The sequence below is a fragment of the Colwellia sp. MB02u-6 genome, assembly GCF_014077095.1.
Lineage (GTDB): Bacteria > Pseudomonadota > Gammaproteobacteria > Enterobacterales > Alteromonadaceae > Cognaticolwellia.
Genome location: NZ_JACGVG010000038.1, coordinates 112,641 through 135,682 on the forward strand (window position 1 = coordinate 112,641; position 23,042 = coordinate 135,682).

A 23,042-nucleotide genomic window follows, 5' to 3' on the forward strand; every position below is an offset into this window, starting at 1 on the left:
TTAGCCCATCATTTTTTCAATTGGCATTACTAAAATAGAGTTACAACCTAAAGCGTTAAGTTGCTCCATGGTTTCCCAAAAAAATGTTTCTGTCGCGACCACGTGCACAGCAACAATGTCTTCACGTCCAGCTAAAGGTAATATAGTGGGTGTTTCCTTACCTGGCATAAGCGCGCTTACTTGGGCGATTTTGTCTTTTGGTGCATGCAGCATGATGTATTTACTTTCTTTGGCTTTCATCACGCCTTGAATACGAGGTAATAAAGTGTCAAGAATCGCTTGTTTCTCTGGCATTAAAGTCTTGTTGGTTTGAATTAATGACGCGTGCGAGCGAAAAATTTCTTCTACTTCAACTAGACCATTCGCTTCTAATGTTGCGCCTGTTGATACTATGTCACAAATGCCATCAGCCAAGCCAACACGAGGCGCGACTTCAACAGAGCCTTTTAGTAAGCAAAATTCGACGTTAATACCGTTGTTTTTGGCAAAACGATTCAGTAACTGTGGATAGGTGGTGGCAAATCTAAGGCCATCTAGACTTTTTATACCTTTATAATCGAAGCCTTCCGGCATAGCTATTGACAAACGGCAGCCACCAAAGTTTAAACCTAAGGTGCGAATATATTTTGATTTTTGGCCCATTAACTCACGCTCTAATGCGGCTTCTTCCAAGGTGTTGTCGCCAACGATACCTAAATCACAAACGCCGTCCATGACCAAGCCTGGAATATCGCTACTACGTACGCGCATGATATCAATTGGCATGTTAGAAACATGAGCAAGTAATAGGCGATCAGAGACATTGAGTTTAAGGCCACAACGCTTTAATAACGCTTGTGTGTCGTCGCTTAAGCGACCTGATTTTTGCATTGCAATGCGTAAACGTGGTTCTGTTGTCATGATTTTTCCTATTAATTTTTAAATTTTTTGTGCTATTTAGTCGCTTTTTATGTGTTTTATCATTGTTCAAAAAAGCATGTATATACAATTTCAAAGCCATAAAAATGCGAAAACCCCCGAGAGAGATGAACTCTTTCGGGGGTTTAGAAATTAATTTTTATTTATCTTACACCGCTGAAAGGTTCATAGCCCTCAGCGAATAAACCTGAGCAGCTAATCTGTGTGATGATGGTGATGAATGGCAATCAAGTTTAAAGTCATATTGTATTTACTCTATTATTGCTTCAGTTAGCATAGTTGTAAGATAATAATTTATTTGGCTATTTTTTAAGTTAAAGCGTTACTTTTAAGTGACTTTAAATGATTTTATAAGAGCCACTGAAAAAAAACTTTTTAAAGTACTTACTTTAATTTAGATTCAACGATACGTGGATTCTTAAGCTAGAGCAAGTGTTTAATGTTAACTCAATATGATTTTTTGAACTAAGCTAGTATTGTTTTGTTCTAAAGTGTGTAGAGTAGAAAAAGTAAAGATTAAGCGAGTATTGCCGATATATAACGATGACCACATAGCTATAGTAAAGCAGATACATTATATTTTAATTAGGAAGATAACAATGGACATTTTCACTACCGTATTAACCCGTGTTGTCCCTGTTCCTATAAAACCTATTGGCTTAAAAGTTAAAGCGTTGATGAAAGCGGCTGCAACTCATGCTGTTTCTGACGATATAGACGGTTTAGAGGAGCCGGCAGTATATTTTAAACAATCATTTGATCAAGAAGAAAGTACTGACAAGACAGCGCCAGAAGTTGTTGAAATATCGCCAGTGCCAACCGATAATACTGGTCATAATATTGATATTTTTGAGGATAGTGAGTGCACTCATTCAGAAAAAGATGATAAACCCCACCTAGATATTTTTGTATAAAATTAAGCTATTGACATAAACCCGAATTAGGCCGTCTGAGTTAAGCTAGTAATATCAATGCATGACTTAAAGTATACGTTGTAGTTATTTTCCACCTAACTCTTGATTTTATTCTCTATTCTACTCTCGACTCCCATTTTATTTTTCACCTTATCCTGCATTTTATTAGCTATTCTATTTTGCCATTAATGCTTTTGGAACTGCATCATATTAGCGCTATTATTAGTCAAGCTTAGCGTTATTTTTTCTGTTATTTTTGTCTGTGATGATTATAATGAGCGCAAATTTACCAATGTCGTACCTTTATGAGTGCTGTTGAACATGCGTTTTCACATCAAGGTGCTTTAGCGAAAGCTATTAATGGCTTTTCTCCACGCCAAGCTCAGCTAGATATGGCACTAGAAGTTACTAAAGCTATCGAGCAAAAAAGTTCGCTCATTGTTGAAGCGGGGACAGGTACCGGCAAAACATTTGCCTACCTAATTCCGGCGTTATTGGCTAACAAAGCCAATGCTGAAAATAATGAGGGACAGAAAAAAATTATTGTTTCAACTGGGACAAAAAACCTCCAAGAACAATTATTTCATAAAGACTTACCGTTAATTCGAAAAGCACTGGCCAGTAATGCACAAGTGGCATTATTAAAAGGCCGCGCCAACTACCTTTGTATATATCGTTTGGAGCAATATCAACAATCGCGTGGCCAACTTGACGCGCAAACATTGGCCGATTTTGTCAAAGTGCGATCTTGGGCCAATGGCACACAAAGTGGTGATATTGGTGAGTTGGTTAATGTGACTGAAGGCTCGCCGGTATTTCCGTTTGTTACCAGTACTGTCGATAACTGTCTCGCCAAGGAATGTCCTAATATTGAAAGTTGCTACTTAATTAAAGCGCGTACAAAAGCGATTGATGCCGATCTTGTGGTGGTAAATCATCATTTGTTTTTTGCTGATATGGCGCTAAAAGACAGCGGTTTTGGTGAGTTAATTCCTAAAGCTGATGTGATGATTTTTGATGAAGCCCATCAAATTGCTGATATAGCCAGTGAATATTTTGGTGAGGCGTTTTCTACGCGACAGTTACTGGATCTTTGTAGCGATGTTTTACAGGTTTACAGAACAGAATTAACCGACGTAAAACAGTTGGCAAAGGCAGCAGAAAAGTTATTGAAAACCAGTCAAGAATTTCGTCTACTTTTTAGTTACGATCCCGAACGTGGCAACTGGCGAGAAAAACATCAACAGCAGAGGTTTGCTCATGCCTTTAGCTTATTAAAAACAGATTTAGACTTTCTTTATCAAGTGATCAAACTTTGTGTTTCGCGTAACGAGGCGATTGATCATTGCTTTGACCGAGCGTTAAATCTATTGACGCAATATGAAGTGATCGCTGATGTAAATGCCATGGGCATGAGCTTTTGGTATGAAACCACGCCACGGCATGTTGTGCTACATAAAACACCCTTGTCGGTGGCAGATAAGTTTGGTACTTACGTAAAAGAATCAGGTGCGGGTTGGATATTTACTTCGGCAACACTTGCTGTTGATGGCGAATTTAAACATTTTTCTAGCCATTTAGGTATAGAGCATTCGGCCAGTTTGTTACTGGATAGCCCGTTTGATTATGCTAAACAATGCCAATTAATTATTCCGCGTTATTTGCCATCCGCTAATGATATCAATCGCGCTATAGCCTTAAGTGAACTTGCTATTCCCTTAATTGTTGCCAGTGCTGGCGCCTGTTTTATGTTGTTTACTAGTTACCGTGTTATGCACCAAGTTGCCGAGTTATTGGCTGAGCGTATTGATAACCCATTATTGGTGCAAGGACAAATGGGTAAGCGTAAATTATTAGAGCAATTTGTTGAGCAAGACAGTGCTGTGTTGCTTGCCACAGCAAGTTTTTGGGAAGGCGTTGATGTTAGAGGTGATAAACTTACCTGTGTGATAATCGATAAACTGCCATTTGCTTCACCGAACGACCCTTTGTTGCAGGCCCGCAGTGAAGATGTAAAACGACAAGGCAAAGACCCATTTGCACAAATTCAATTACCCCAAGCGGTTATCGCCTTAAAGCAAGGGGTAGGGCGTTTGATTCGCGATGTTAATGACAAAGGTATACTGGTTATTTGCGATGACCGACTGGTTAATCGCCCATATGGAGAAGTTTTTCTCAAGAGTTTACCTGATATGAAGCGCAGTAGAGATATTAACCAAGCCGCAGAGTTTTTAGCGGAACTGGTTGATCGCGACTAACCTTTATCGTAAATAAAGTTTGCCGCGAACAACTTGCTGTTAATTACAGGTGAAAGGGTACTTGTTTAGACGATAACAGTTTACCTGAGTTAAAGTTTACCTGAGTGAAAGTTCTCTGGGCTTAAGGGAAAATAATGTTAAACTCGCCCGATAAGTAATAACAGTAATTTTAAAGGGTTTTGACGTGAATTTTTTGGCCATCGATGCCTCTACTGAAGCTTGTTCAGTAGCAATTAAATATTTTGATAAACAGTTTAGTGAGTATGAACTGTGTCCTCAGTCTCATAGTTTGCGTTTATTACCTATGATTGACAGTGTATTAAAGCAGGCTAACGTTAAGTTAACTGAGCTTGATGGTATTATTTTTGGTCAAGGACCGGGAAGTTTTACCGGTGTGCGTATTGGCATAGGCGTAACACAAGGTTTAGCTTTTTCTGCAGAGTTGCCGGCGCGCGGTGTATCTACCTTACAAGCGATGGCTCAGCAAGCTTATCTTGATAAAGGTGCCAGCAAAGTTATTGCCGCGATTGATGCGCGTATGTCAGAGGTGTATACCTGCTACTTTGAAGTTGATGAGCTTGGTATTATGCAGCCAAAAACTGAAGAAACGGTATTAAAACCTGAATTGGTGGCCCAATATTATAAAGACTTAGTATTACCCGCTTATGGCGTAGGAACAGGCTGGGACGCTTATCCTGCATTGGCAGCATTAAAGTCGAATGTGGATTCACCTGAAATTTTGTTTCCAACCGCTTCAGCTATGTTAGACATTGGGCAAATAGACTTTGCAGAGCAGTGTGTTGATGCTGAAAACGCCCAGCCTAAATATGTTCGAGATACCGTATCATGGAAGAAACTGCCTGGGCGATAAAGTAGATATTATATTGCTTTTTGTTCTGAATGAGTTTTTTGATAAACACTTCCTCATACGGGCTTATGCTACTGCACTCGTTATGTTTTACTGCATTTTAATCTAGCTTGGTTATGGCCCAGCTGATTTTTGATGAAAAATAGTTTTCACCTTGATGATAAATTTGTTAAATTACTTTTATGCAAGTCAATAATTCTGTCAACTTAACATCCCAACCGGTTATCGGATCAGGGAAGAATTTGTCTGTACCCGCTCAAGAGCAGCGTACTAACGCGCTTGCGCGCGAAGTGCTTAATAGCGAAGAAAGTCAAAGCCAAAAGTCACCACCGGATATTACTACACGCCAACGCCTTGATATCGATGAACAGGCAATGGCACTCATCGAACGTCAGCCGTTGCCCCCGTATGACAGTCGTAACAGCTCACAACAAAATTATCAGCAAACTAGTACCCAAAGTGGTTATGATACACCATCGAGCCAAAATCAATTGGCTGTAGCTGCTTACCAGTCGGTTGATGCTATTGCTCAACGCGATAGCATTCAACAAATTTTTGGTGTTGACTTATTTGCCTGATTTATTGGATGAAAATTATTATTCCTCTACTGAAAAAACACTATGAACTTTAGCCCTAAATACAAATTTTGGCTGATGTTATTCACGGCCATCATTATTTTACAACTGCCTTTTATTTCCATTCCATTTAAATGGTTAGAAAGCTATTTTCATGAAATTAGTCATGGCTTAACGGCGCTGTTAACCGGCGGAAGTATTGTACAAATCCAACTGTTCCCGAACGGCGCAGGGTTATGTACCACAAGAGGGGGCTCAGCATTTTTTATCAGCTTAATGGGTTATGGCGGCGCAATATTATGGGGCAGTCTGATATTCTACTTGGCGTCGAGTCATAGAAAAACAGCACAGATTTTTTCTCTACTGCTAATTGGCTTATTAGCGAGCAGTATTTTATTGTGGGTACGAGACTTATTAACCTTATTTATTGTGGTCGTTTTACTTATGTTAGTAATAGTGCAACTAAAATATTCATCACAAAAACACCTACAAACGTTATTACAATTAACCGGTTTATTAGTCTTAATTAACAGTTTAATGAGCCCGCTTTATTTACTTGACGGTCAAGCAAAAGGTGACGGTGCTGCTTTAGCTAATATGACCTTTATTCCTGAAATAATATGGGTTGTTATTTGGTTTTCAGTAGCATTATTTGCCACCTATCGACTCAGTAAATTATCGTTGCGTAGCACACGTTAGCTACTGAAAATCATCATTGCTATGTAGCGTTAGGCTACTCTTCTCCGACTTATAAAGGATTTTTATGGCAACTTCTGGTGTATTTAAAACAGTGAGATTTGATGTCAACGGCCGAAAAATTAGTGGCATTAGTTTTGGTGATGAGCAAGGGCCATTGCTTTTATGCTTGCATGGATGGCTTGATAATGCGGCAAGCTTTCAGCCGTTAATGCCGTATTTGTCAAACTATCATGTTATTGCTATTGATTGGCCCGGACATGGCTCATCTGATCATCGAGGCGCTGATGCCCATTATCACTTTTTAGATTGGGTCTATGACTTGATCAGTTTATTTCGCTCACAGCAATGGCAAGCTATTGATATTATTGGTCACTCTATGGGAGGGATGGTAGCGTCTGCGTTTTCGGCAGCCTTTCCTGAACATGTGAAATCATTAACATTGATTGACAGCCTTGGTGTTTTAACCTCAGATGCAGCGACCACCACCAAGCAATTACGCAAAGGCTTGTTAAGCCGTTTAACGCGAGATAATAAAGCTAAAAAGTATCATACTAGTCTCAACTCTGCTGTTGCGGCTCGAATGTTAGTATCAGATTTAAGCACCGATAATGCCAGGCTAATTGTCAAACGCGGTATTGAGCAAACTAAGGATGGTTTTATTTGGCGTGCCGACATTCGTTTACGTTCAACTTCTCCCTATCGATTTACCTTAGCGCAAGCCGTGCAACTTGTTGCTGATATAAGCATACCTGTGCAATTACTTTACGGCAGCAAAGGTATGGAAATGGTAACTAAAGGTTTAAAGTGCTTTGGCCCTTTGCTTAAAAACTTACAGGTGCATGAGTTGAGTGGTGGCCACCATGTTCACATGGAACAAGCTGAGCAGGCCGCTAAGCAGATAAATGCCTTTATTCATCAGCAAGCTAAGTAGTAAGATTAATTCAAACCTTATATGCTGGCTCTTTGAAGTGGAGCGGGTATACGTTATTTAGGACGAATTTTAACCAGTTCAATGGTATTAAATTTACTAATTATCCAGTTAATTTAAACAAGTGTTTAAATTAACTGGATCGACCAGTAAAAATTTGATAAAACGTGTCATTAAATTAAAAATAAAAATTTAAAGAGGAAAGGTACCGTGGAAAAAATTTGGCTTGAGAAGAGTTACCCTCCTGGTGTTCCATTTGAAATTGATCCTGATAAATACGCTTCAATTGTCGATATGTTCCATAAATATACTGAGGTTTATGCCGACAGAACTGCCTTTATTAATATGGGTGCGCAGATTAGTTATCGTGAACTTGCGCAACAAGCTACAACCTTTGCTGCTTACTTACAGCAAGACTTAGGTTTAGTTAAAGGTGATAAATTTGCCATTATGGTACCCAATTGTTTGCAATATCCTATTGCACTATTTGGCGCCCTGTTAGCAGGTTTAACCGTGGTTAATGTTAATCCGCTCTACACAGCACGTGAATTAGAACATCAATTAAAAGACTCCAACACTAAAGCGATTTTGATTATTCAAAACTTTGCCAGTATTTTGGAAAAAATTATTGATAAAACACCGGTTGAAAAAGTTATTTTAACTTCGCTTGGTGACCGTTTAGGTACCGTTAAAGGTGCTATTGTTAACGGCGTTGTTAAGTACGTTAAAAAAATGGTGCCCGCTTTTAATCTTAAGAATGTAGAGCATTTTAATAAAGCTTTAGTCAAGGGAGAAAAACTAAATTTTAGCCCAGTGACACTTTGTGGTGATGATTTGGCCTTTTTGCAATATACCGGTGGTACGACGGGTGTTTCAAAAGGTGCGATGTTAACGCATCGCAACATGGTTGCTAATTTAGAGCAAGCTAAAGCCGCGATTAAACCGCAATTAGAAGAGGGTAAAGAGCTAGTTGTTACTGCCTTACCGCTTTATCATATTTTTGCTTTAACGGCGAATTGCCTGACATTTATTACCCTAGGTGGTACAAATTTATTGATCACCAATCCGCGTGATATGTCGGGTTTCGTTAAAGAGTTAGCAAAATATGACTTTACCGCGATTACCGGTGTAAACACCTTATTTAATGGTTTATTGAATACCCCGGGCTTTAGTGAACTTAATTTTTCTAATTTAAAATTATCACTAGGTGGCGGCATGGCGGTTCAACGTCCGGTTGCCGAAAAGTGGGAAGGTGTCACAAAAACACGCTTACTTGAAGGTTATGGTTTGACAGAGTGCTCACCTTTAGTAACGATTTGTCCCTATAACCAAACACATTATACTGGTAGCATCGGTTTACCTGCACCTTCTACCGATATTCGTATTGTCTTGGAAGATGGCAGCGACGCTAAGATAGGTGAAGCTGGAGAAATGTGGGTTAAAGGCCCGCAAGTAATGAAAGGCTATTATAATCGCCAAGAAGCAACGGATGAAATTCTAAAAGCAGGTTGGTTAGCCACGGGTGATGTCGCTTGTATGGATGAATATGGCTTTTTAAAAATTGTTGATCGTAAAAAAGATATGATTATTGTTTCTGGCTTTAACGTCTATCCAAATGAAATTGAAGAGATAGCAATGAGCCATGAAGGTGTACTAGAAGCTGCGGCCATTGGTATTCCCAACGAAGCTTCTGGTGAAGCAGTCAAATTATTTGTTGTACGTAAAGATCTTAATTTAACTAAGAAATCCTTAATTAATCACTGTCGTGAAAACTTAACTAATTACAAAGTACCAAAATTTGTTGAGTTTCGTGACGAGTTACCAAAAACCAACGTCGGTAAAATATTACGACGTGAATTACGCTAACTTAGATAGCGGTACCGCTGGTTATTAATCGACGTCAAAGTGACTTAATAAAAAGGCCAACTAATGTTGGCTTTTTTTATGGTCAAATAAATAGTATGCCACGTTCACCTGGATATGAAAGAGTGGCGATGTTCAAGTTGCTCTTAGACATCTCGGTAATTGCTCCTGCTTTACTTTAATGACTTAGCGCTTTGTCAGAAACATAGTGGAAGAACATAGTGTGATAACAATAAGCTAGCTATTATTTTAATCTAAAAACACTAGGTTCTTAACTTCTTATTTTGCAGGAAAAAGGCATTATTGTGCGTTTATTCTCTCGCCATTAACCGCTTTGCTATCGTTGGCCATTAAATATACGTAAAGTGGCATGATATCTTTCGGTAAAGCAATTTCAGCTTTATTCTCTGCGGGATAAGCCACTGAACGCATATCGGTATTTGTTGCGCCGGGATTCACTACATTAGTTCTAAGCGAACTGTTTTCATATTCGTCCGCAATAACCTGCATTAGTCCTTCTGTGGCAAATTTAGAAACGCTATAAGCACCCCAATACGCTTTACCTTTATTACCGACACCTGATGAGGTAAATACTAACGATGCATGGTCAGCTTTGAGTAACACAGGTATTAATGCTTGTGCTAATAAAAATTGGGCATTAACGTTAACTTGCATGACGTCTTGCCAAATTTGTTGATTAATTTGGTTAAAGGGCGTTAACTCGCCTAGTATTGAAGCATTGAGTAATGCGCCATCTAACTGACTAAATTGATTATCAATAGTGGCGGCTAAATCAATATAATTTTGCTTTGTTGCCCCTTTTAAGTCTAGCGGTACAATGGCAGGTTCTGGATAGCCCTTAGCAAGTATTTCATCATAAACTGCTTCTAGTTTAGCAACGGTTCTTCCTAATAAAATAACTGTAGCGCCTAACTCAGCATAAGTTAATGCTGCTTGGCGGCCAATGCTTGCACCCGCACCGGTTACTAAAATAGTTTTTTTGGCTAAAATTTGTGGTGTTATTGCATAGTCAAACATAAGATTAATTTTTTAAAAAATTTGATAACAATATTACTACTTTCACTGCTATGCTGACGAGGATTTTTCGTTACTAATCTACATTTGTAGAATAAAACTGTGAATAAATTAAAAAATTACTAGCACTTGATCTATTCTTGAGGTAAGTTTGACTGGTCGAACAAGTTGAATTCAATACTAGGATAAGTATAAAAATCAACGATAATAATGAAAAATAATAAAGATATAGTTAGCCAACGGTTAAGTATATAAAATAAAGATTAGTCAGTGGGGAGATAAAATGAAAAAGTTAGTACTCAGTCTAGCAATAGCGAGCACATTAGGTTTAAGTGCTTGCCAAGACGAAACCATAACAGATGTTGAAAGTGAAGTGGTTGAAAACGACACGGTCGTAACAGCCACCGCACGTGTTAAATTTGATCCGGCGGCGGGCGCTGCTGGACTTTCTATACCAAATGATTTGATTTTTTCTGGTACGGTTGATGGAACATTAGAGATTCCCGTTGCCGACCCCACTGATGGCTCAGACCCTTTTGTTGCTATTAGTGCTCTTGACGGTTGGTCAATTTCCCAACCTTTTCCCCTCGCTATTGAATTCCCAGCGGGAACTTCTTTAGATGCCAGTAGTGCTGCTGAACCTGGCTCGGTAAGAGTTTTTGAAACCGTGATGGGTGGAGATGTCAATGACAGTGATTGTACCGCTGTAACACGTGGCCTAGCCTGTAAAGTGGTTGGCGAACTTACTTTTGGCCAACATTTCGTTACGCAAAAATCCGGCGACAATGTTTTGTTTGTCCCGATTCAACCCCTTAAAGCAGAAACGACTTATGTCATGGTGATGACGAATAATCTTCGTGATAACAATGGTAAAGCAGTTGCCGGCTCTAGTACTTATGAATTAGCGCGCCAAGATATTAATACCTTACCTTTGGGTAACGAGTCGCAATTAGGCTTGCAAGCCGCGATTAATAGTTATGAAGCGGCTGTAATCGCTGCTGGCGTTGGTAGCGATACTATTATCTATAGTGCTGCGATGACGACACAATCAACTACACGCGTATTAAGTACGGTTAAATCTTTAATGGCAGCGGGTGTTCCGCAAATGGTTGCTGATGCTCAGCAAGGCATTCCAGCCATTGGCGTAGCCGATACCACCCTGTCAGTTGCGGATGTGTTAGCGGGTCAAATTCCTGAAAGCTTGGTACCGTTATATTCTGCAGCAAATTATATTCGTGGTTCAATTACACTACCTTATTACTCAGGCGTACCCTCTGCAGAAAACCCACTAGCACCGGTTAATAATTGGTGGCGTGCTCGTTGTGATTCAGGTGCCACATTAGCCGGTTTAGCTGCAGCAAACCCAGCGGCAATTCCTGCAGGGCCTTTAGACGCAAATGATGGCTTTTGTATGAACTTTGGTTTACGTGATTTAAGCTCAAGCTCAAATCCAGCGATAGCTGCTATTGATACTGAACGTAATTTAACTAAGTTCAATCCTATACCAGCGACAAGCGCGATGTTGCCGATTGATGTACAAATGACTACGCCAGATTTAGATTTTGCTAACCCCGTGCGTGAAAGCATGGGTTTACCAGCGTTAGAAGAGCCGGAAAATGGTTGGCCAGTAGCGATGTTAGTCCATGGTATTACCTCGACAAAAGAACAAATGTTACCCATTACTGGCATACTATCTTTATTTGGTATAGCAACGGTTGCGATTGACCAACCATTACACGGTAGTCGCGGTTTTGATTTAAATGGCGATGATGTTGATGATATTAATGCTAGTACCGTATCGACTTTACATTATATAAACTTGGGTAGTATGTTAAGCATGCGTGATAATACACGCCAAAGTACCTCTGACTTACTGGGTTTGCGTTTAGGGATGAACTTTTTAGGTGGTGCTGATAGCGATGGTAACCCAATAAAAATCGATAGTTCAAAAGTTCACCTGTTAGGTCATTCATTAGGTGGTATTTACGGGATTAATGCCGTTGGCTTAGCAAATACTGAGTTAAATCCACAAATCGATGGTTTATTTAAAATTGCCAGTACATCTTTAGCAATGCCGGGTTTAATGTTGGCTAACTTTGGTTTGGATTCGCCAGCATTTGAAGGCTTAGCTAAGTCTAATTTAACCTTACAGCTATCGCCTGAGTTTAAAGCAGCCGTTGAAGCAACTTTACCTGCCAATTATACCCAAGAAGAATTAAGTGCTTTCTACTTTGCTTTCTATGAAACTTTATCAGCTGAGCAAAAAACAACTTTAAATGGCGGTTTTGCTCAATTTACTTTTGCAGCGCAAACAGTGACAGACTCGGGTGACCCTATTGCTTATGTACAAACATTAGCAGCGACTGAAACACCTACGCATTTAATCGAAGTTGTCGGCAATGGTGATGATAATTTATCAGACCAAGTTGTGACAAATAGAGCACCATTTACGCCCATGGGTGGTACTGAACCTGCCATTGCTTTCTTAGGCTTGCAAGGTGTGAGTGCAGACACTAATGGCTCAGGTGTGGTGAGGTTTGTTAGTGGTCATCATAGTTCAATACTTGATCCTCGTCCTACCGCCGCTTCACCAGATGCTGCGTTAAGTGCTAGAGCAACACAAGAAATGCAATCGCAAGTAGCGGTATTCTTTGCGACGATGGGTCAATTAATTAAAGTAACTGACACTGCTGTTGTACAGTAGAGCACTCATGCGCCTTGTGTTGAATAAAGCCTGCATTTTAGTCACAGTATGAGTTAACTCAGTTTTAATTAAATATTGTCGCAAGTTGACAAAATACTAACGGCCCATATCTTGGGCCGTTTTTTTTGGCTGATATTTTATTTGTCTTATCATGCTTTTAGTTCTTTCGCACTAAGGTCTATTTTTTGATAATACAGTCATCATTTACCTTAAGGTAGCTTATACCAGAGCAAAACTATACTGGGGCAAAGCTATGCTCAATGACCCTAGCCGTGCTCAAAAAATCAGGGTGTAAATCAGTTCAATTAGTTAACAATGTCATTGTGGCAGTGGCTTATTTATTTTCATTTAGGGGTAACTTTAGTGAATAATTAGCTATTCCCCTTTTTTTACAAACTATATCCCCCATATTGTTAACTAGAATAATCATTACAATTAATATACAACAATAAAGTTAACAGGTGTTAACCTGTTGTTTAGGAGAAAAATATTGGAATTTCTTTATGAATACGGTTTATTTTTAGCTAAAACCATCACTTTCGTTATTGCGGTGGTGGCCATTATTATTGCTATTGCCTCTTCCGCAATGAAAGAAGGTGGTAAGAAAGGTGAGCTAGAAATTATTGACTTATCAGAGCAATATATTGAAGTTGAAGAAGATATTACCCACCAGCTTTTATCTAAAGAAGAGTTAAAAGAAAAAGAGAAAAAAGAGAAAAAGGCGGCAAAAGAGCAAGCCAAAATCGATAAAAAAGCTCAGAAAGACGGCAGTGACGAAAAGAAAGCTATCCCACGTTTATTTGTTGTCGACTTTAACGGTAGTATTGATGCTAAAGAAGTTGGCTCTTTACGTGAAGAAATTAGTGCAATTTTAACTGTTGCTCAACCCAGCGATGAAGTTTTTGTTCGTTTAGAAAGTGGCGGCGGCATGGTACACGGTTACGGTTTAGCGGCTTCACAACTCGACCGCGTACGTCAACGCAATATTCCATTAACAGCATCAGTTGATAAAGTGGCAGCCAGTGGCGGCTATATGATGGCCTGTGTGGCTAATAAGATAGTCTCAGCGCCATTTGCTATTCTTGGCTCTATTGGCGTTATTGCACAAGTGCCAAACTTTCATAAATTATTAAAGAAAAACAATGTTGATTTTGAACAGTTTACCGCTGGTGAATTTAAACGTACGGTAACCATGTTTGGTGAAAATACCGATAAAGGCCGTGAAAAATTTGTTGAAGAGCTGGAAGATACGCATGTGTTATTTAAAAACTTTGTTAGTGAGCATCGTCCAAGTCTAGATATTGCTAAAGTGGCAACAGGCGAGCATTGGTTCGGCACACAAGCAAAAGAGTTAGGGCTGGTCGACGAAATACAAACCAGTGACGATTACTTACAGGCGCGTTGTAAATCTCACAAGTTAGTGCAAATTAAATATGCAACAAAGAAAGGTTTAGCTGAAAAGTTTTCAAAAGCAGCATCTTTGTCATTTGATAGCATTATAAGCAAGGTTTGGCAAAATAATCGTATTTTTCCAAGTTAATAGCTTTGGCTAATGTAAGCTAGTAAGGCCATATCAATGGACAGTTTTTTTTGGCATAAATGTTGGGAGCGCAACAAATTGGGTTTTCACCAAAGTGACGTACATCCTTTGTTGTCTCAATATTTCAAAAAACTGTCTTTACCCTCTGATCAGCATGTGTTTGTGCCGCTATGTGGCAAAACACTTGATATGGCCTATTTAGCGCAGTATTGGCAAGTGACAGGTAATGAATTAAGTGAAATTGCCTGTCACGACTTTTTTATCGAAAACAATATTAAGTATCAAAAAAAGACCTCAGGTGATTTTGAACAATTTTTTTGCTCTCAACTTTCACTCTTACAAGGTGATTTTTTTAAGCTTTCTGCAGACGCCATTGACCGCGTAGATTGGATATATGACCGTGCGGCCTTAATTGCGCTGCCAATAACAATGCAGCAAGCATACGTTAAGCATTTGAAGAAATTTTTTTGCTCACATACACGCTTGTTTTTAGTGACAGTGGAGTTTCCAACAACCCAATTAAGTGGTCCGCCATTTTCGATCACAGCCACTGATGTGCAACGCTTGTTTTCAGGCTTTACTATTGAATGTATTGCGACCAATGAGCTTAAAGATAAGCAATTTGCCCAGCGAAACTTTGAAGTTGATTACCTGAGAGAAAAGCTATATATCATCACTCAACAATAATAGTGGATGGAGTAAATATCGACCTAAAGATAGTATTAAGTGCTTATTTTTAAGGAAATAGCGGTTAATTAAAATAGCGCTCAGTTAAATTTTTATTGATGGGAGGGGGTATTTAAAAGCTTAATTGAGTTTATTAGTGATGTATTTAACCTAGCGGTGCTTATTTGACGTCATAAACTTGAGTAAGAATCTAGCAGTATAAATGCCGACCTATAATGACCAATCTTAAGCTTTCATTACCTCCAATGCACCTATGTTCCAATACACTTATGTAGCCATTAATGTTACTTTAGCTATTATTGTTTTATATTTTCGTGTGGTTTATTGAGCTTCAAATAACAAAAAAAGGTGCTGTTGGGCACCTTTGTTATGAAGATTAATAATCGAGAAATTAATGGTTAATTTAATAGCCAGACTATTCAGCAAGCGTCACCGCTTTGATTATAATTTCAGCGCCTTTGTTGATATGAGAATCGTTCATTGTAACTTGAGCGTGAGCTGTTTTTTCGATAGGATTTATGACTATCGTATTTAACTTAATTGATTCTGCCAAGTGTAGTTTAGTGATTTCTACTAGTTCAAAGGCGTTAATAGCCTGTACTTTAACTAATTGTGTTGCTTGGCTGTTACTTGCTACTAAAGCTAACGTGGCGATAGTTGCTAATTTAAAAATATTTTTCATAAGTCACCTGTAATAAAACGTTAATTGGTTTTATAGATGTTTTGGGACTCGTTCTTTTTAATGACAAACAAGGGTTGGGAGCCTGTTTGATTATCACCCGATTATTTCGGGCTAAAGATGAAGTCCTTCATCTATGGCGTGCATATTACGGTAAAACTGGTAAAGTTTATAATGACTATTTATAATGTCATTCATTAGAAAAACTAATCCGACATTTTTATGTCGAAAACTTGATGGATTATGCAAGCATAGATCTATTTTGAACGTAAATTTATAGGTGTAATTTGGCGAATAGAACCCCACCACTTAACGCTTTGAGGGCTTTTGAGGCATCTGCTAGGCAGTTAAGCTTTACCCGAGCAGCGGAAGAGTTATTCGTTACTCAAGCAGCAATAAGTCATCAAATAAAAGCCTTGGAAGATAATTTAGGCATAAAATTATTTATGCGTAAAAATAGAAGTTTGTTACTGACGGAAGAAGGCCAGTCATACTACCTTGATATTAAAGATGTGTTTAATGCCTTACATGACGCTACAGAAAGATTATTAGCCCGCGGCGCAAAAGGTGCTATCACGGTAAGTTTGCAGCCAAGTTTTGCTATACAGTGGTTGGTGCCTAGGTTAAACACCTTTAACTTATTACATCCTGATATTGATGTGCGTATTAAAGCGGTTGACCAACCAGAAAACTCGCTTACTGAAGATGTTGATTTAGCGATATATTATGGTAGAGGGCGGTGGAATGGTATTCATGCGGAGCAATTACATACCGAGTATTTGATCCCCGTGTGTTCACCTTTATTATTATCAGGTAGTAAACCTTTGAGTATAATTGACGATTTAGCAAATCATACTTTACTACATGATACCTCGAGAAGAGATTGGAAAAGATGGTTTAAGCATGTTGACTTCAATGGCGGGAATGTTAATCATGGCCCAATATTTAGTCATTCGGCGATGGTGCTACAAGCGGCTATTCATGGCCAAGGGGTTGCTCTAGCCCATAGTGTGCTAGCGAAACCGGATATTGATAGCGGTCGATTGGTTTGCCCATTTAAAGAAGTATTAATCAGTAAAAACTCTTATTACATTGTCTGTCGAGAAAAGCAATTGGAATTAGGTAAAATAGCGGCGTTTCGTGAGTGGGTATTGCAAACGGTTGCCGACGAGCAAACTATTACTGATGAAGGGTAGCTAGGGTGATCAACAATAAATTATCAGTAAGTAAGGAACTAAATAGTGTTACAGACGCAAAAGCATTGGTCATATTTGCCCATGGTGCGGGTGCGGATATGCATCACGCGTACATTGAAGAACTTGTTGGTTTGATGAATGTTCAGCAATTGAGTGTATTACGCTTTAACTTTCCTTTTATGGACAAGCGTAAACTTGATGGCAAAAGGCGACCACCGGATAGAATGCCCGCACTAGTTGAGTGCTATCAAGCCATACTAGCAAAATCCAATAGCACTTTACCGATATATATTGCCGGAAAATCAATGGGTGGGCGCGTAGCCGCCACTTTAGCGGGTGATAGCGTTTTAATGAAAAGTAATTTAGTACGGGGCGTTATCTGCTTAGGTTATCCATTTCATCCGGTAAAAAAACCAGAAAAGTTACGCTTAGCGCCATTGCAAGATACACAATTGCCTGTGTTGATCTTACAAGGCGAAAGAGATGCGCTGGGTAGTGAAAATGAAATTAAGCAATACAAAATTTCTTCACGTTGTCAGTTACATTATTTTAATGACGGTGACCACGATTTAAAGCCGCGGGTAAAATCGGGCTACAACCTAAAACAGCATCAAGCTACAGCAGTTCATAAAATGAGGGATTTTATCGATGAAATTAATAACAGTTGCTAAACTACTGATGATATTTGTTGGTATCAGTGGATGTTTTTCTGTATTATTCGGCGCTTGGTTAGCCCATGGTGGGCAATCGCTACCTTTGGCGTCACAAGAACGACTAATGACCGCATTAACGTATCAGTTTTTTCATACGTTAGCGCTAATGCTAACCATCACCTTATATAAGCTGCACGAAAGAGCTATCTTATTGATCGCAGGAATATTATTTGTGATTGGTATCGTCTTTTTTAGTGGTAGTTTGTATATCAGAACGTTATTCGATGTGTTGAGTATTGGAAAGTTGGCGCCATCAGGCGGCCTGTCATTTGCACTTGCCTGGCTAGTGGTTGGATTTGCAGGTACTAAAATGTTTGACCAAAAGTTAGGTAATTAATTAAAATGACTGCAATAGTTTTATATTGTCGCCCCGGATTTGAAAAAGAATGTGGCGCAGAAATTCAAGAAAAAGCTTCATGGAATGAAGTTTATGGCTATTTAGAGCTAACTAAAAACCAAGGCGTAGTTTATTTTCATTTAAATAAACCGGAAGAGGGTGAAATTTTAATGGAAAAAATTCCATTAAAGCGACTCATTTTCGCTCGCCAATGGTTTGTCACGGTAACTGAAAAAATAGACTTACCTGACTACAATCGCGTTGAAGCAATTGTAGAAGTGTTAGGCACTGAGTGGCAATATGCTGATTTGCGTATGGAAACTCCTGACACAAATGACGGTAAAGAGCTGTCGAAGTTTTGTCGTAAATTAGCGGTACCACTGCGACAAGCACTGAGAAAAGATAAAGTACTGACCGAAAAAGGTAATAAAGATGGCGCAGTTTTACATGCGTTATTTTTATCAGGCAAAGAAGTTATATTTGGCTTTTCATTAGCGCGAAATACTTCGCCACATGTGATGGGTATTCCACGTTTAAAATTCCCTAATGCCGCGCCAAGTCGTTCAACATTGAAACTTGATGAAGCTTTTTTATATTTTATTCCTAGAGAAGAATGGGATATACGTTTAACTTCAGGTATGAATGCCGTTGATTTAGGTGCAGCTCCAGGTGGTTGGACTTATCAATTGGTTCGTCGTGGCATGATGGTAACGTCAATCGATAACGGCCCAATGGCGGAGTCATTAATGCAAACGGGTCAGGTAAAGCATCGTACAATGGATGGCTTTAAGTACTTGCCGCAAAAGAAAAATGTTTATTGGTTAGTATGTGACATGATTGAAAAGCCACAACGCGTAGCAAAGCTGATGAGTGAATGGCTATTAAAAGGGCTATGCCAAGAAGCTATTTTTAATTTGAAATTACCTATGAAGGGGCGTTATCAGCAAGTTAATGATGACTTACAAACGATGAAAGATGCTTTTTCTCTTCACAATGTAAAATACGAATTGTATGCCAAGCATTTGTATTATGACCGCGAAGAAATAACGGTTCACGCTAGGTTATTATCTCCTCCACCAATGGATATTTAGTGATTTTTTACTAACAATATGTTGAAAAAGCCCTATATTTCTGATGGATTTTAGGGCTTTTTTATATTTTAATTTTATATATCCGCTACTGCTGTTGTTTTACTATTAAATTCACAGCTGTTATATCTCAAGAAATAATCTTCCTTTTTATAAAAATAGTAATGCTAATGATAGGACCGTGTATGATTTTGGTTCACCGACGGTTACCGCATTTGACACGCCTTGAATTACTATATTTTTAAAAACAATAATTTACTGTCATTGGATCGCCAAACGCTATTAAGCTGTTATCTTCTAAGCGGTAATTTTGTAGAGTATTTTCATTGTTTAAGGTTTTATACCTTAACAAATAGCCTATATAACCTTAAGCAATATAGCGGTGTTAATAAATGCAAATTTACCCAAGCCAACAATGTCAATCGATCTAGTAATTGAAATTATTGAACATTGAATGATATTAGGTCAATTTACACTAATACCAGAAAGCACTCAGTGCTTGTGATTAAAATTAACCTCACTTGATGATCATTTAGATTTGGTTGCTAACGTTAAATATATACAAGTTTGGGACTCGTTATTTGGCCAAAAGATGTTGAAAACTCTCCTATTGATTTTTGTATTACAGGGGAGAAGTTCAAAACAGTAAAGCAGCATCAACACTTATAAATATGTTGCCGAGTTCGGATTATATCATTGCTGATCTAGGCTATGATAGTGAACCACCTAGAGAGAAAATCAGTGATGAAAATGCAATTCCAGTTATTCAGAGGAAGAAAAGCTCTAAAATATTTATACTAAGGCTGTTATAGCCGCTCAATTAAACGTGTGGATTTGTTATTCACACGAACAATAAGTTAGCTTATGTTATAGCCAGTTGATTAATTATCTGCTGATTTTTAATGGTTAAAATAAACAACTAGGGCGTTATAAAATTTATAATTAGCATAACTACTGACTAAATTTTATGCCTTGTATTTAGCTATTTGTTCTCATAAAAAACTAGCTTACTTAATTAATTAAATAGCTATAATTTAATAGCATGTGCAAGATAAGACAAATGCTGAAGATAAAAAAACCAAGCACTGTGGCTTGGTTTTTCATATAAGGTAATAAACGGTGTTATAAACGTTCTAATACAGCTTGTGTGAAGTCTGAGGTGCCGTGTGTACCACCAAGATCTCGTGTTGTGCGATCGCCAGATTCGATAACTTCGGTTATAGCACGACGAATGTTATCCGCTTTATCAGCCATACCTAAGTATTCTAGCATTTGAATCGCAGCTAAAATAACTGAGGTAGGGTTTGCCAAATTTTTGCCCGCAATATCAGGCGCACTGCCATGAACCGCTTCAAATATAGCACAGCCATTACCAATATTAGCGCCTGGTGCCATGCCTAAGCCACCCACTAAACCTGCACATAAATCTGACAATATATCGCCAAATAAATTTGTGGTCACAATAACATCGAACTGTTCAGGGTTCATGACTAGCTGCATACAACAGTTATCAACAATCATTTCTGTTGATTCAATTTGTGGGTAACGTGCGGCTACTTCACGGGCCACTTTGAGAAATAGGCCTGATGTTGACTTTAGGATGTTAGCTTTATGAACAGCAGTTACCTTTTTACGTCCTTCTTTTATCGCCGTTTCATAAGCGAAAGTCACAATGCGTTCAGCACCTTCACGAGTGATAATACTTCTCGCTTCCGCTTGATTTCCGTCTTCTGAAACTGTTTGTCCTAGGCCCGAGTACATACCTTCAGTATTTTCACGAATGGTAATGATATCAATATTTTCATAACGTGCTTTCGTGCCTTTAAATGACAACACAGGACGAACATTAGCATATAGTTGAAAATGCTTACGTAAGGTGACGTTAATCGATGTAAAACCTTCTCCTACAGGTGTCGTTAACGGACCTTTTATGGCAATTTTATTTTTTTCAATTAGTGCTAAGGTTGATTCTGGCACTAAGTCACCATGATTCTCCAATGCCGTGAGACCAGCGTCAGCATACTCATATTCAAAATTACAACCGGCTTTATCTAATATTTTGATAGTTGCGTCGATAATGTCTGGACCTATGCCGTCACCTGGGATCACTGTTATGGTTTGTTTTGCCATTGTTTAATTGCCTTTTGAGTATTGCTTTTTTGAATTGCGAGAATCATGATTTTTTGTTTAAATATAAAGCACTTACTAGCGAATATACTTGACCTGACACTGCGCTTATTGATTCAACCGAGTTAATTTCTGCAATTATAGCAACTAACCGAAGCAGTTAGTAAGTTTTACTGTAAAACTTTAGTCTAATTACTGTGCTATTAGGTTTTTAGTTGTTTGTAGGAGAAAAAAATCAAGGCTGGTGTTTATTGTTCTCAACTAAATTTGGGCTATTTAAATGAGCAGATGTGGGTAATAACTAAGTGGTATGGGTAGCGAGTATTATATTTAGTGCGGAACTTTAAAAATAAATATTTTTGTTAGTAATAAACGCGATATGAATGGTAGCTATCGGATTATATAAAATATGACTTATCAGGCTAGCTAATATGTTATTACTTTACTTTAAGTGCAGCCGTTGTGAAATATTGCTGAGATGTGTAGCGTTAAAACGCTTTAAACTGCTGATAAGCTGTTTTACCAATAGCGGTTAAAATACCATTTGTAAACAATAATGCGGTGCACTCATCTTGTGTAGTAATGCCGTCAGACTTTACATGTTGGGTACGATAAAAGCTGACTTGATATCTACTTTCGTTGACTATTTTTGCTTCGGTAATATCAGGACTACCTAGCTGTTCGATGGCACTATTAAAATTAAATTTCTTCAATTCAAGTTTAGCAATAAATTGTTGATTGTAAGCTTCTCGGTCTTCCCATTGCATGTTTGCAGGGCTGTCATCGTAAAAGTTGACCACTAGTGTGACAAATATACCGTATGCTGCTAAGGCGACCAATACTATAGCAATAATCTTTTTATTCACTTTTAATCCTTGAAGCTTTTTTAAATATTATTTTAGTGTTATTTAATATTATGCAGATGAAGCAAAATTATTTTTGAGTCATTAGTTACTGTTAACATTATTACTCATTATTAAGCTGTAAATAAAAGGTTAAGCTTTAAATAAAAATTATAATGAGTATTTTAGCACTTTTTAATGGCTATAGTGAAAATGACAGTAACAGCTTTCAATATTACCAGCTAGTTAACTGCTGGCAAGTGGATTTTTAAAGGGCAGCCTTATGTCTTTTAAATTAAACCCCAAAGGGATATCAATTTTTAATGTCAGTAGCTTGCGACTTAACGCAATTTGTTCATCATGTTGCAATAGCTTTTCACTGATGCTACTTTTTAAGTCTTTAGCATTTAGTATACTTTTAATCGAGCCATACTGATTTAATAATTTTGCTGCGGTTACTTGACCTATGCCGGCTACGCCAGGAATTTTATTAGTGTTATCACCAGTTAACGTCCACAAGTCCATTAATTTATCTGGTTTTACCGTGAACTTGTTAAGTACATATTCTTCATCTAAATAACGACGATTAAAATAGTCATAGACCTGTATGTTTGGGTTGAGTAGTGATAAAAAACACTTGTCTGTAGATACCACAGTTACATTTTGACCACGCAATGCAACCTTTATTGCCAAAGTTGCAATTAAATCATCAGCCTCGTCTGCTTCTGAAACTAAAGAGTCGACGTGGTGTTTCATAAAGCGGTCTTGAATATCAGTTAACTTGTCAGCCAAATGCTCGGGCATTTTTTTACGGCCTTTTTTATAGTCAGGATAAATATCATAGCGCCAACATGGCGCTTGAGAGTCAAACACTGTAAGCGCATGGCTAGGCTGTAATTGTTCAATAATTTTTTGTAAGGCTTGTTCACATGCTTTGGCGGTATTAAATAACACCTGTTGCTTGGTATTTTCAGCCAATTCATTGTTCAACAAAAATGGTCGTTCTTGTACAGCATAAATTCGTCTGATTAAATTTAAGGCATCAATTAATACCAAATGGACTGTCATAAA

At 38.3% G+C, this 23,042-nt stretch carries 21 protein-coding genes and 1 other annotated feature; of the genes, 15 read left to right on the forward strand and 6 right to left on the reverse strand.

All coding sequences use genetic code 11. The features are described 5' to 3' along the window. Positions 1-900 carry an ATP phosphoribosyltransferase gene (gene hisG / locus H4J46_RS15445; protein ID WP_182234408.1) on the reverse strand — a complete coding sequence of 300 codons (900 nt, stop codon included), beginning with the start codon at positions 898-900 and terminating at the stop codon, positions 1-3. Between the two features lie 104 nt (positions 901-1,004). Next, positions 1,005-1,138: a sequence feature (His leader region), on the reverse strand. Positions 1,139-1,517: 379 nt separating this feature from the next. Here hisG and H4J46_RS15450 point away from each other — a divergent pair. The 7 genes from H4J46_RS15450 to fadD all read left to right on the forward strand — a co-directional run bounded on the left by H4J46_RS15450 (position 1,518) and on the right by fadD (position 9,026). Then, entirely contained in the window at positions 1,518-1,832 is a 315-nt protein-coding gene (locus H4J46_RS15450) for a hypothetical protein (RefSeq protein WP_182234409.1), read from the forward strand. Positions 1,833-2,137: 305 nt separating this feature from the next. Further along, entirely contained in the window at positions 2,138-4,090 is a 1,953-nt protein-coding gene (locus tag H4J46_RS15455; RefSeq protein ID WP_182234411.1) for an ATP-dependent DNA helicase, read from the forward strand. A gap of 184 nt (positions 4,091-4,274) precedes the next feature. Further along, the gene (gene tsaB / locus H4J46_RS15460) at positions 4,275-4,961 is read left to right on the forward strand and encodes a tRNA (adenosine(37)-N6)-threonylcarbamoyltransferase complex dimerization subunit type 1 TsaB (protein ID WP_182234413.1); all 687 of its coding nucleotides are present in this window, start codon (positions 4,275-4,277) and stop codon (positions 4,959-4,961) included. A 239-nt stretch (positions 4,962-5,200) separates the two neighbouring features. After that, complete coding sequence (locus tag H4J46_RS15465; RefSeq protein ID WP_182234415.1) at positions 5,201-5,536, forward strand: hypothetical protein; 336 nt, start codon at positions 5,201-5,203, stop codon at positions 5,534-5,536. Positions 5,537-5,578: 42 nt separating this feature from the next. Then, positions 5,579-6,232 (forward strand): M50 family metallopeptidase, encoded by a 654-nt coding sequence (locus tag H4J46_RS15470; protein ID WP_182234417.1) that lies wholly within the window; start codon positions 5,579-5,581, stop codon positions 6,230-6,232. A gap of 64 nt (positions 6,233-6,296) precedes the next feature. Further along, entirely contained in the window at positions 6,297-7,163 is an 867-nt protein-coding gene (locus H4J46_RS15475; protein ID WP_182234419.1) for an alpha/beta fold hydrolase, read from the forward strand. A 207-nt stretch (positions 7,164-7,370) separates the two neighbouring features. After that, positions 7,371-9,026, forward strand: coding sequence for a long-chain-fatty-acid--CoA ligase FadD (gene fadD / locus H4J46_RS15480; protein ID WP_182234421.1), 1,656 nt, complete (start codon positions 7,371-7,373; stop codon positions 9,024-9,026). Between the two features lie 297 nt (positions 9,027-9,323). Here the strand turns inward: fadD and H4J46_RS15485 are convergent, their stop codons facing one another. After that, the gene (locus H4J46_RS15485; protein ID WP_182234423.1) at positions 9,324-10,061 is read right to left on the reverse strand and encodes a YciK family oxidoreductase; all 738 of its coding nucleotides are present in this window, start codon (positions 10,059-10,061) and stop codon (positions 9,324-9,326) included. Between the two features lie 280 nt (positions 10,062-10,341). Between H4J46_RS15485 and H4J46_RS15490 the strand changes: the two genes are divergently transcribed. From H4J46_RS15490 to H4J46_RS15500, 3 genes are all read left to right on the forward strand, one after another. Continuing rightward, entirely contained in the window at positions 10,342-12,762 is a 2,421-nt protein-coding gene (locus H4J46_RS15490) for a VolA/Pla-1 family phospholipase (protein ID WP_182234425.1), read from the forward strand. Between the two features lie 490 nt (positions 12,763-13,252). After that, complete coding sequence (gene sohB / locus H4J46_RS15495) at positions 13,253-14,302, forward strand: protease SohB (protein ID WP_182234427.1); 1,050 nt, start codon at positions 13,253-13,255, stop codon at positions 14,300-14,302. 36 nt (positions 14,303-14,338) lie between these two features. After that, on the forward strand, positions 14,339-14,989 hold the full coding sequence (locus tag H4J46_RS15500; RefSeq protein WP_182234429.1) for a thiopurine S-methyltransferase: 651 nt from the start codon (positions 14,339-14,341) through the stop codon (positions 14,987-14,989). A 415-nt stretch (positions 14,990-15,404) separates the two neighbouring features. On the opposite strand, the gene H4J46_RS15505 is transcribed toward H4J46_RS15500, so the two are convergent. Then, on the reverse strand, positions 15,405-15,671 hold the full coding sequence (locus H4J46_RS15505) for a hypothetical protein (RefSeq protein ID WP_182234431.1): 267 nt from the start codon (positions 15,669-15,671) through the stop codon (positions 15,405-15,407). A gap of 284 nt (positions 15,672-15,955) precedes the next feature. Here H4J46_RS15505 and H4J46_RS15510 point away from each other — a divergent pair, with 284 nt between their 5' ends. The 5 genes from H4J46_RS15510 to H4J46_RS17720 all read left to right on the forward strand — a co-directional run bounded on the left by H4J46_RS15510 (position 15,956) and on the right by H4J46_RS17720 (position 19,814). Then, complete coding sequence (locus tag H4J46_RS15510; protein ID WP_182234433.1) at positions 15,956-16,864, forward strand: transcriptional regulator GcvA; 909 nt, start codon at positions 15,956-15,958, stop codon at positions 16,862-16,864. A 5-nt stretch (positions 16,865-16,869) separates the two neighbouring features. Then, positions 16,870-17,535: an alpha/beta family hydrolase gene (locus tag H4J46_RS15515; RefSeq protein ID WP_182234435.1), complete on the forward strand. Its 666-nt coding sequence runs from the start codon at positions 16,870-16,872 to the stop codon at positions 17,533-17,535. After that, on the forward strand, positions 17,513-17,914 hold the full coding sequence (locus H4J46_RS15520; protein WP_182234437.1) for a DUF423 domain-containing protein: 402 nt from the start codon (positions 17,513-17,515) through the stop codon (positions 17,912-17,914). The genes H4J46_RS15515 and H4J46_RS15520 overlap by 23 nt, the downstream gene beginning before the upstream one ends. A 5-nt stretch (positions 17,915-17,919) precedes the next feature. After that, on the forward strand, positions 17,920-19,005 hold the full coding sequence (rlmM, locus tag H4J46_RS15525) for a 23S rRNA (cytidine(2498)-2'-O)-methyltransferase RlmM (protein WP_182137611.1): 1,086 nt from the start codon (positions 17,920-17,922) through the stop codon (positions 19,003-19,005). A gap of 614 nt (positions 19,006-19,619) precedes the next feature. Then, positions 19,620-19,814: a transposase gene (locus H4J46_RS17720; RefSeq protein ID WP_404851804.1), complete on the forward strand. Its 195-nt coding sequence runs from the start codon at positions 19,620-19,622 to the stop codon at positions 19,812-19,814. 310 nt (positions 19,815-20,124) lie between these two features. Here the strand turns inward: H4J46_RS17720 and H4J46_RS15530 are convergent, their stop codons facing one another. The 3 genes from H4J46_RS15530 to xni form a co-directional block, all read right to left on the reverse strand. Next, positions 20,125-21,132, reverse strand: a complete 1,008-nt coding sequence (locus H4J46_RS15530; protein ID WP_182234439.1) for an isocitrate dehydrogenase — start codon at positions 21,130-21,132, stop codon at positions 20,125-20,127. Between the two features lie 485 nt (positions 21,133-21,617). Further along, positions 21,618-21,995, reverse strand: a complete 378-nt coding sequence (locus H4J46_RS15535; RefSeq protein ID WP_182234441.1) for a DUF3192 domain-containing protein — start codon at positions 21,993-21,995, stop codon at positions 21,618-21,620. A 222-nt stretch (positions 21,996-22,217) separates the two neighbouring features. Further along, entirely contained in the window at positions 22,218-23,039 is an 822-nt protein-coding gene (gene xni / locus H4J46_RS15540) for a flap endonuclease Xni (protein WP_182234443.1), read from the reverse strand. Positions 23,040-23,042 lie beyond the last annotated feature (3 nt).

Coding starts and splice junctions, on each gene's coding strand:
- xni (WP_182234443.1), bottom strand. CDS start 23,039: ATGACAGTCCATTTGGTATTAATTGATGCCTTAAATTTAATCAGACGA.
- H4J46_RS15470 (WP_182234417.1), top strand. CDS start 5,579: ATGAACTTTAGCCCTAAATACAAATTTTGGCTGATGTTATTCACGGCC.
- H4J46_RS15500 (WP_182234429.1), top strand. CDS start 14,339: ATGGACAGTTTTTTTTGGCATAAATGTTGGGAGCGCAACAAATTGGGT.
- H4J46_RS15530 (WP_182234439.1), bottom strand. CDS start 21,132: ATGGCAAAACAAACCATAACAGTGATCCCAGGTGACGGCATAGGTCCA.
- H4J46_RS15455 (WP_182234411.1), top strand. CDS start 2,138: ATGAGTGCTGTTGAACATGCGTTTTCACATCAAGGTGCTTTAGCGAAA.
- H4J46_RS15475 (WP_182234419.1), top strand. CDS start 6,297: ATGGCAACTTCTGGTGTATTTAAAACAGTGAGATTTGATGTCAACGGC.
- H4J46_RS15520 (WP_182234437.1), top strand. CDS start 17,513: ATGAAATTAATAACAGTTGCTAAACTACTGATGATATTTGTTGGTATC.
- H4J46_RS15505 (WP_182234431.1), bottom strand. CDS start 15,671: ATGAAAAATATTTTTAAATTAGCAACTATCGCCACGTTAGCTTTAGTA.
- H4J46_RS15490 (WP_182234425.1), top strand. CDS start 10,342: ATGAAAAAGTTAGTACTCAGTCTAGCAATAGCGAGCACATTAGGTTTA.
- H4J46_RS15485 (WP_182234423.1), bottom strand. CDS start 10,061: ATGTTTGACTATGCAATAACACCACAAATTTTAGCCAAAAAAACTATT.
- H4J46_RS15450 (WP_182234409.1), top strand. CDS start 1,518: ATGGACATTTTCACTACCGTATTAACCCGTGTTGTCCCTGTTCCTATA.
- rlmM (WP_182137611.1), top strand. CDS start 17,920: ATGACTGCAATAGTTTTATATTGTCGCCCCGGATTTGAAAAAGAATGT.
- hisG (WP_182234408.1), bottom strand. CDS start 900: ATGACAACAGAACCACGTTTACGCATTGCAATGCAAAAATCAGGTCGC.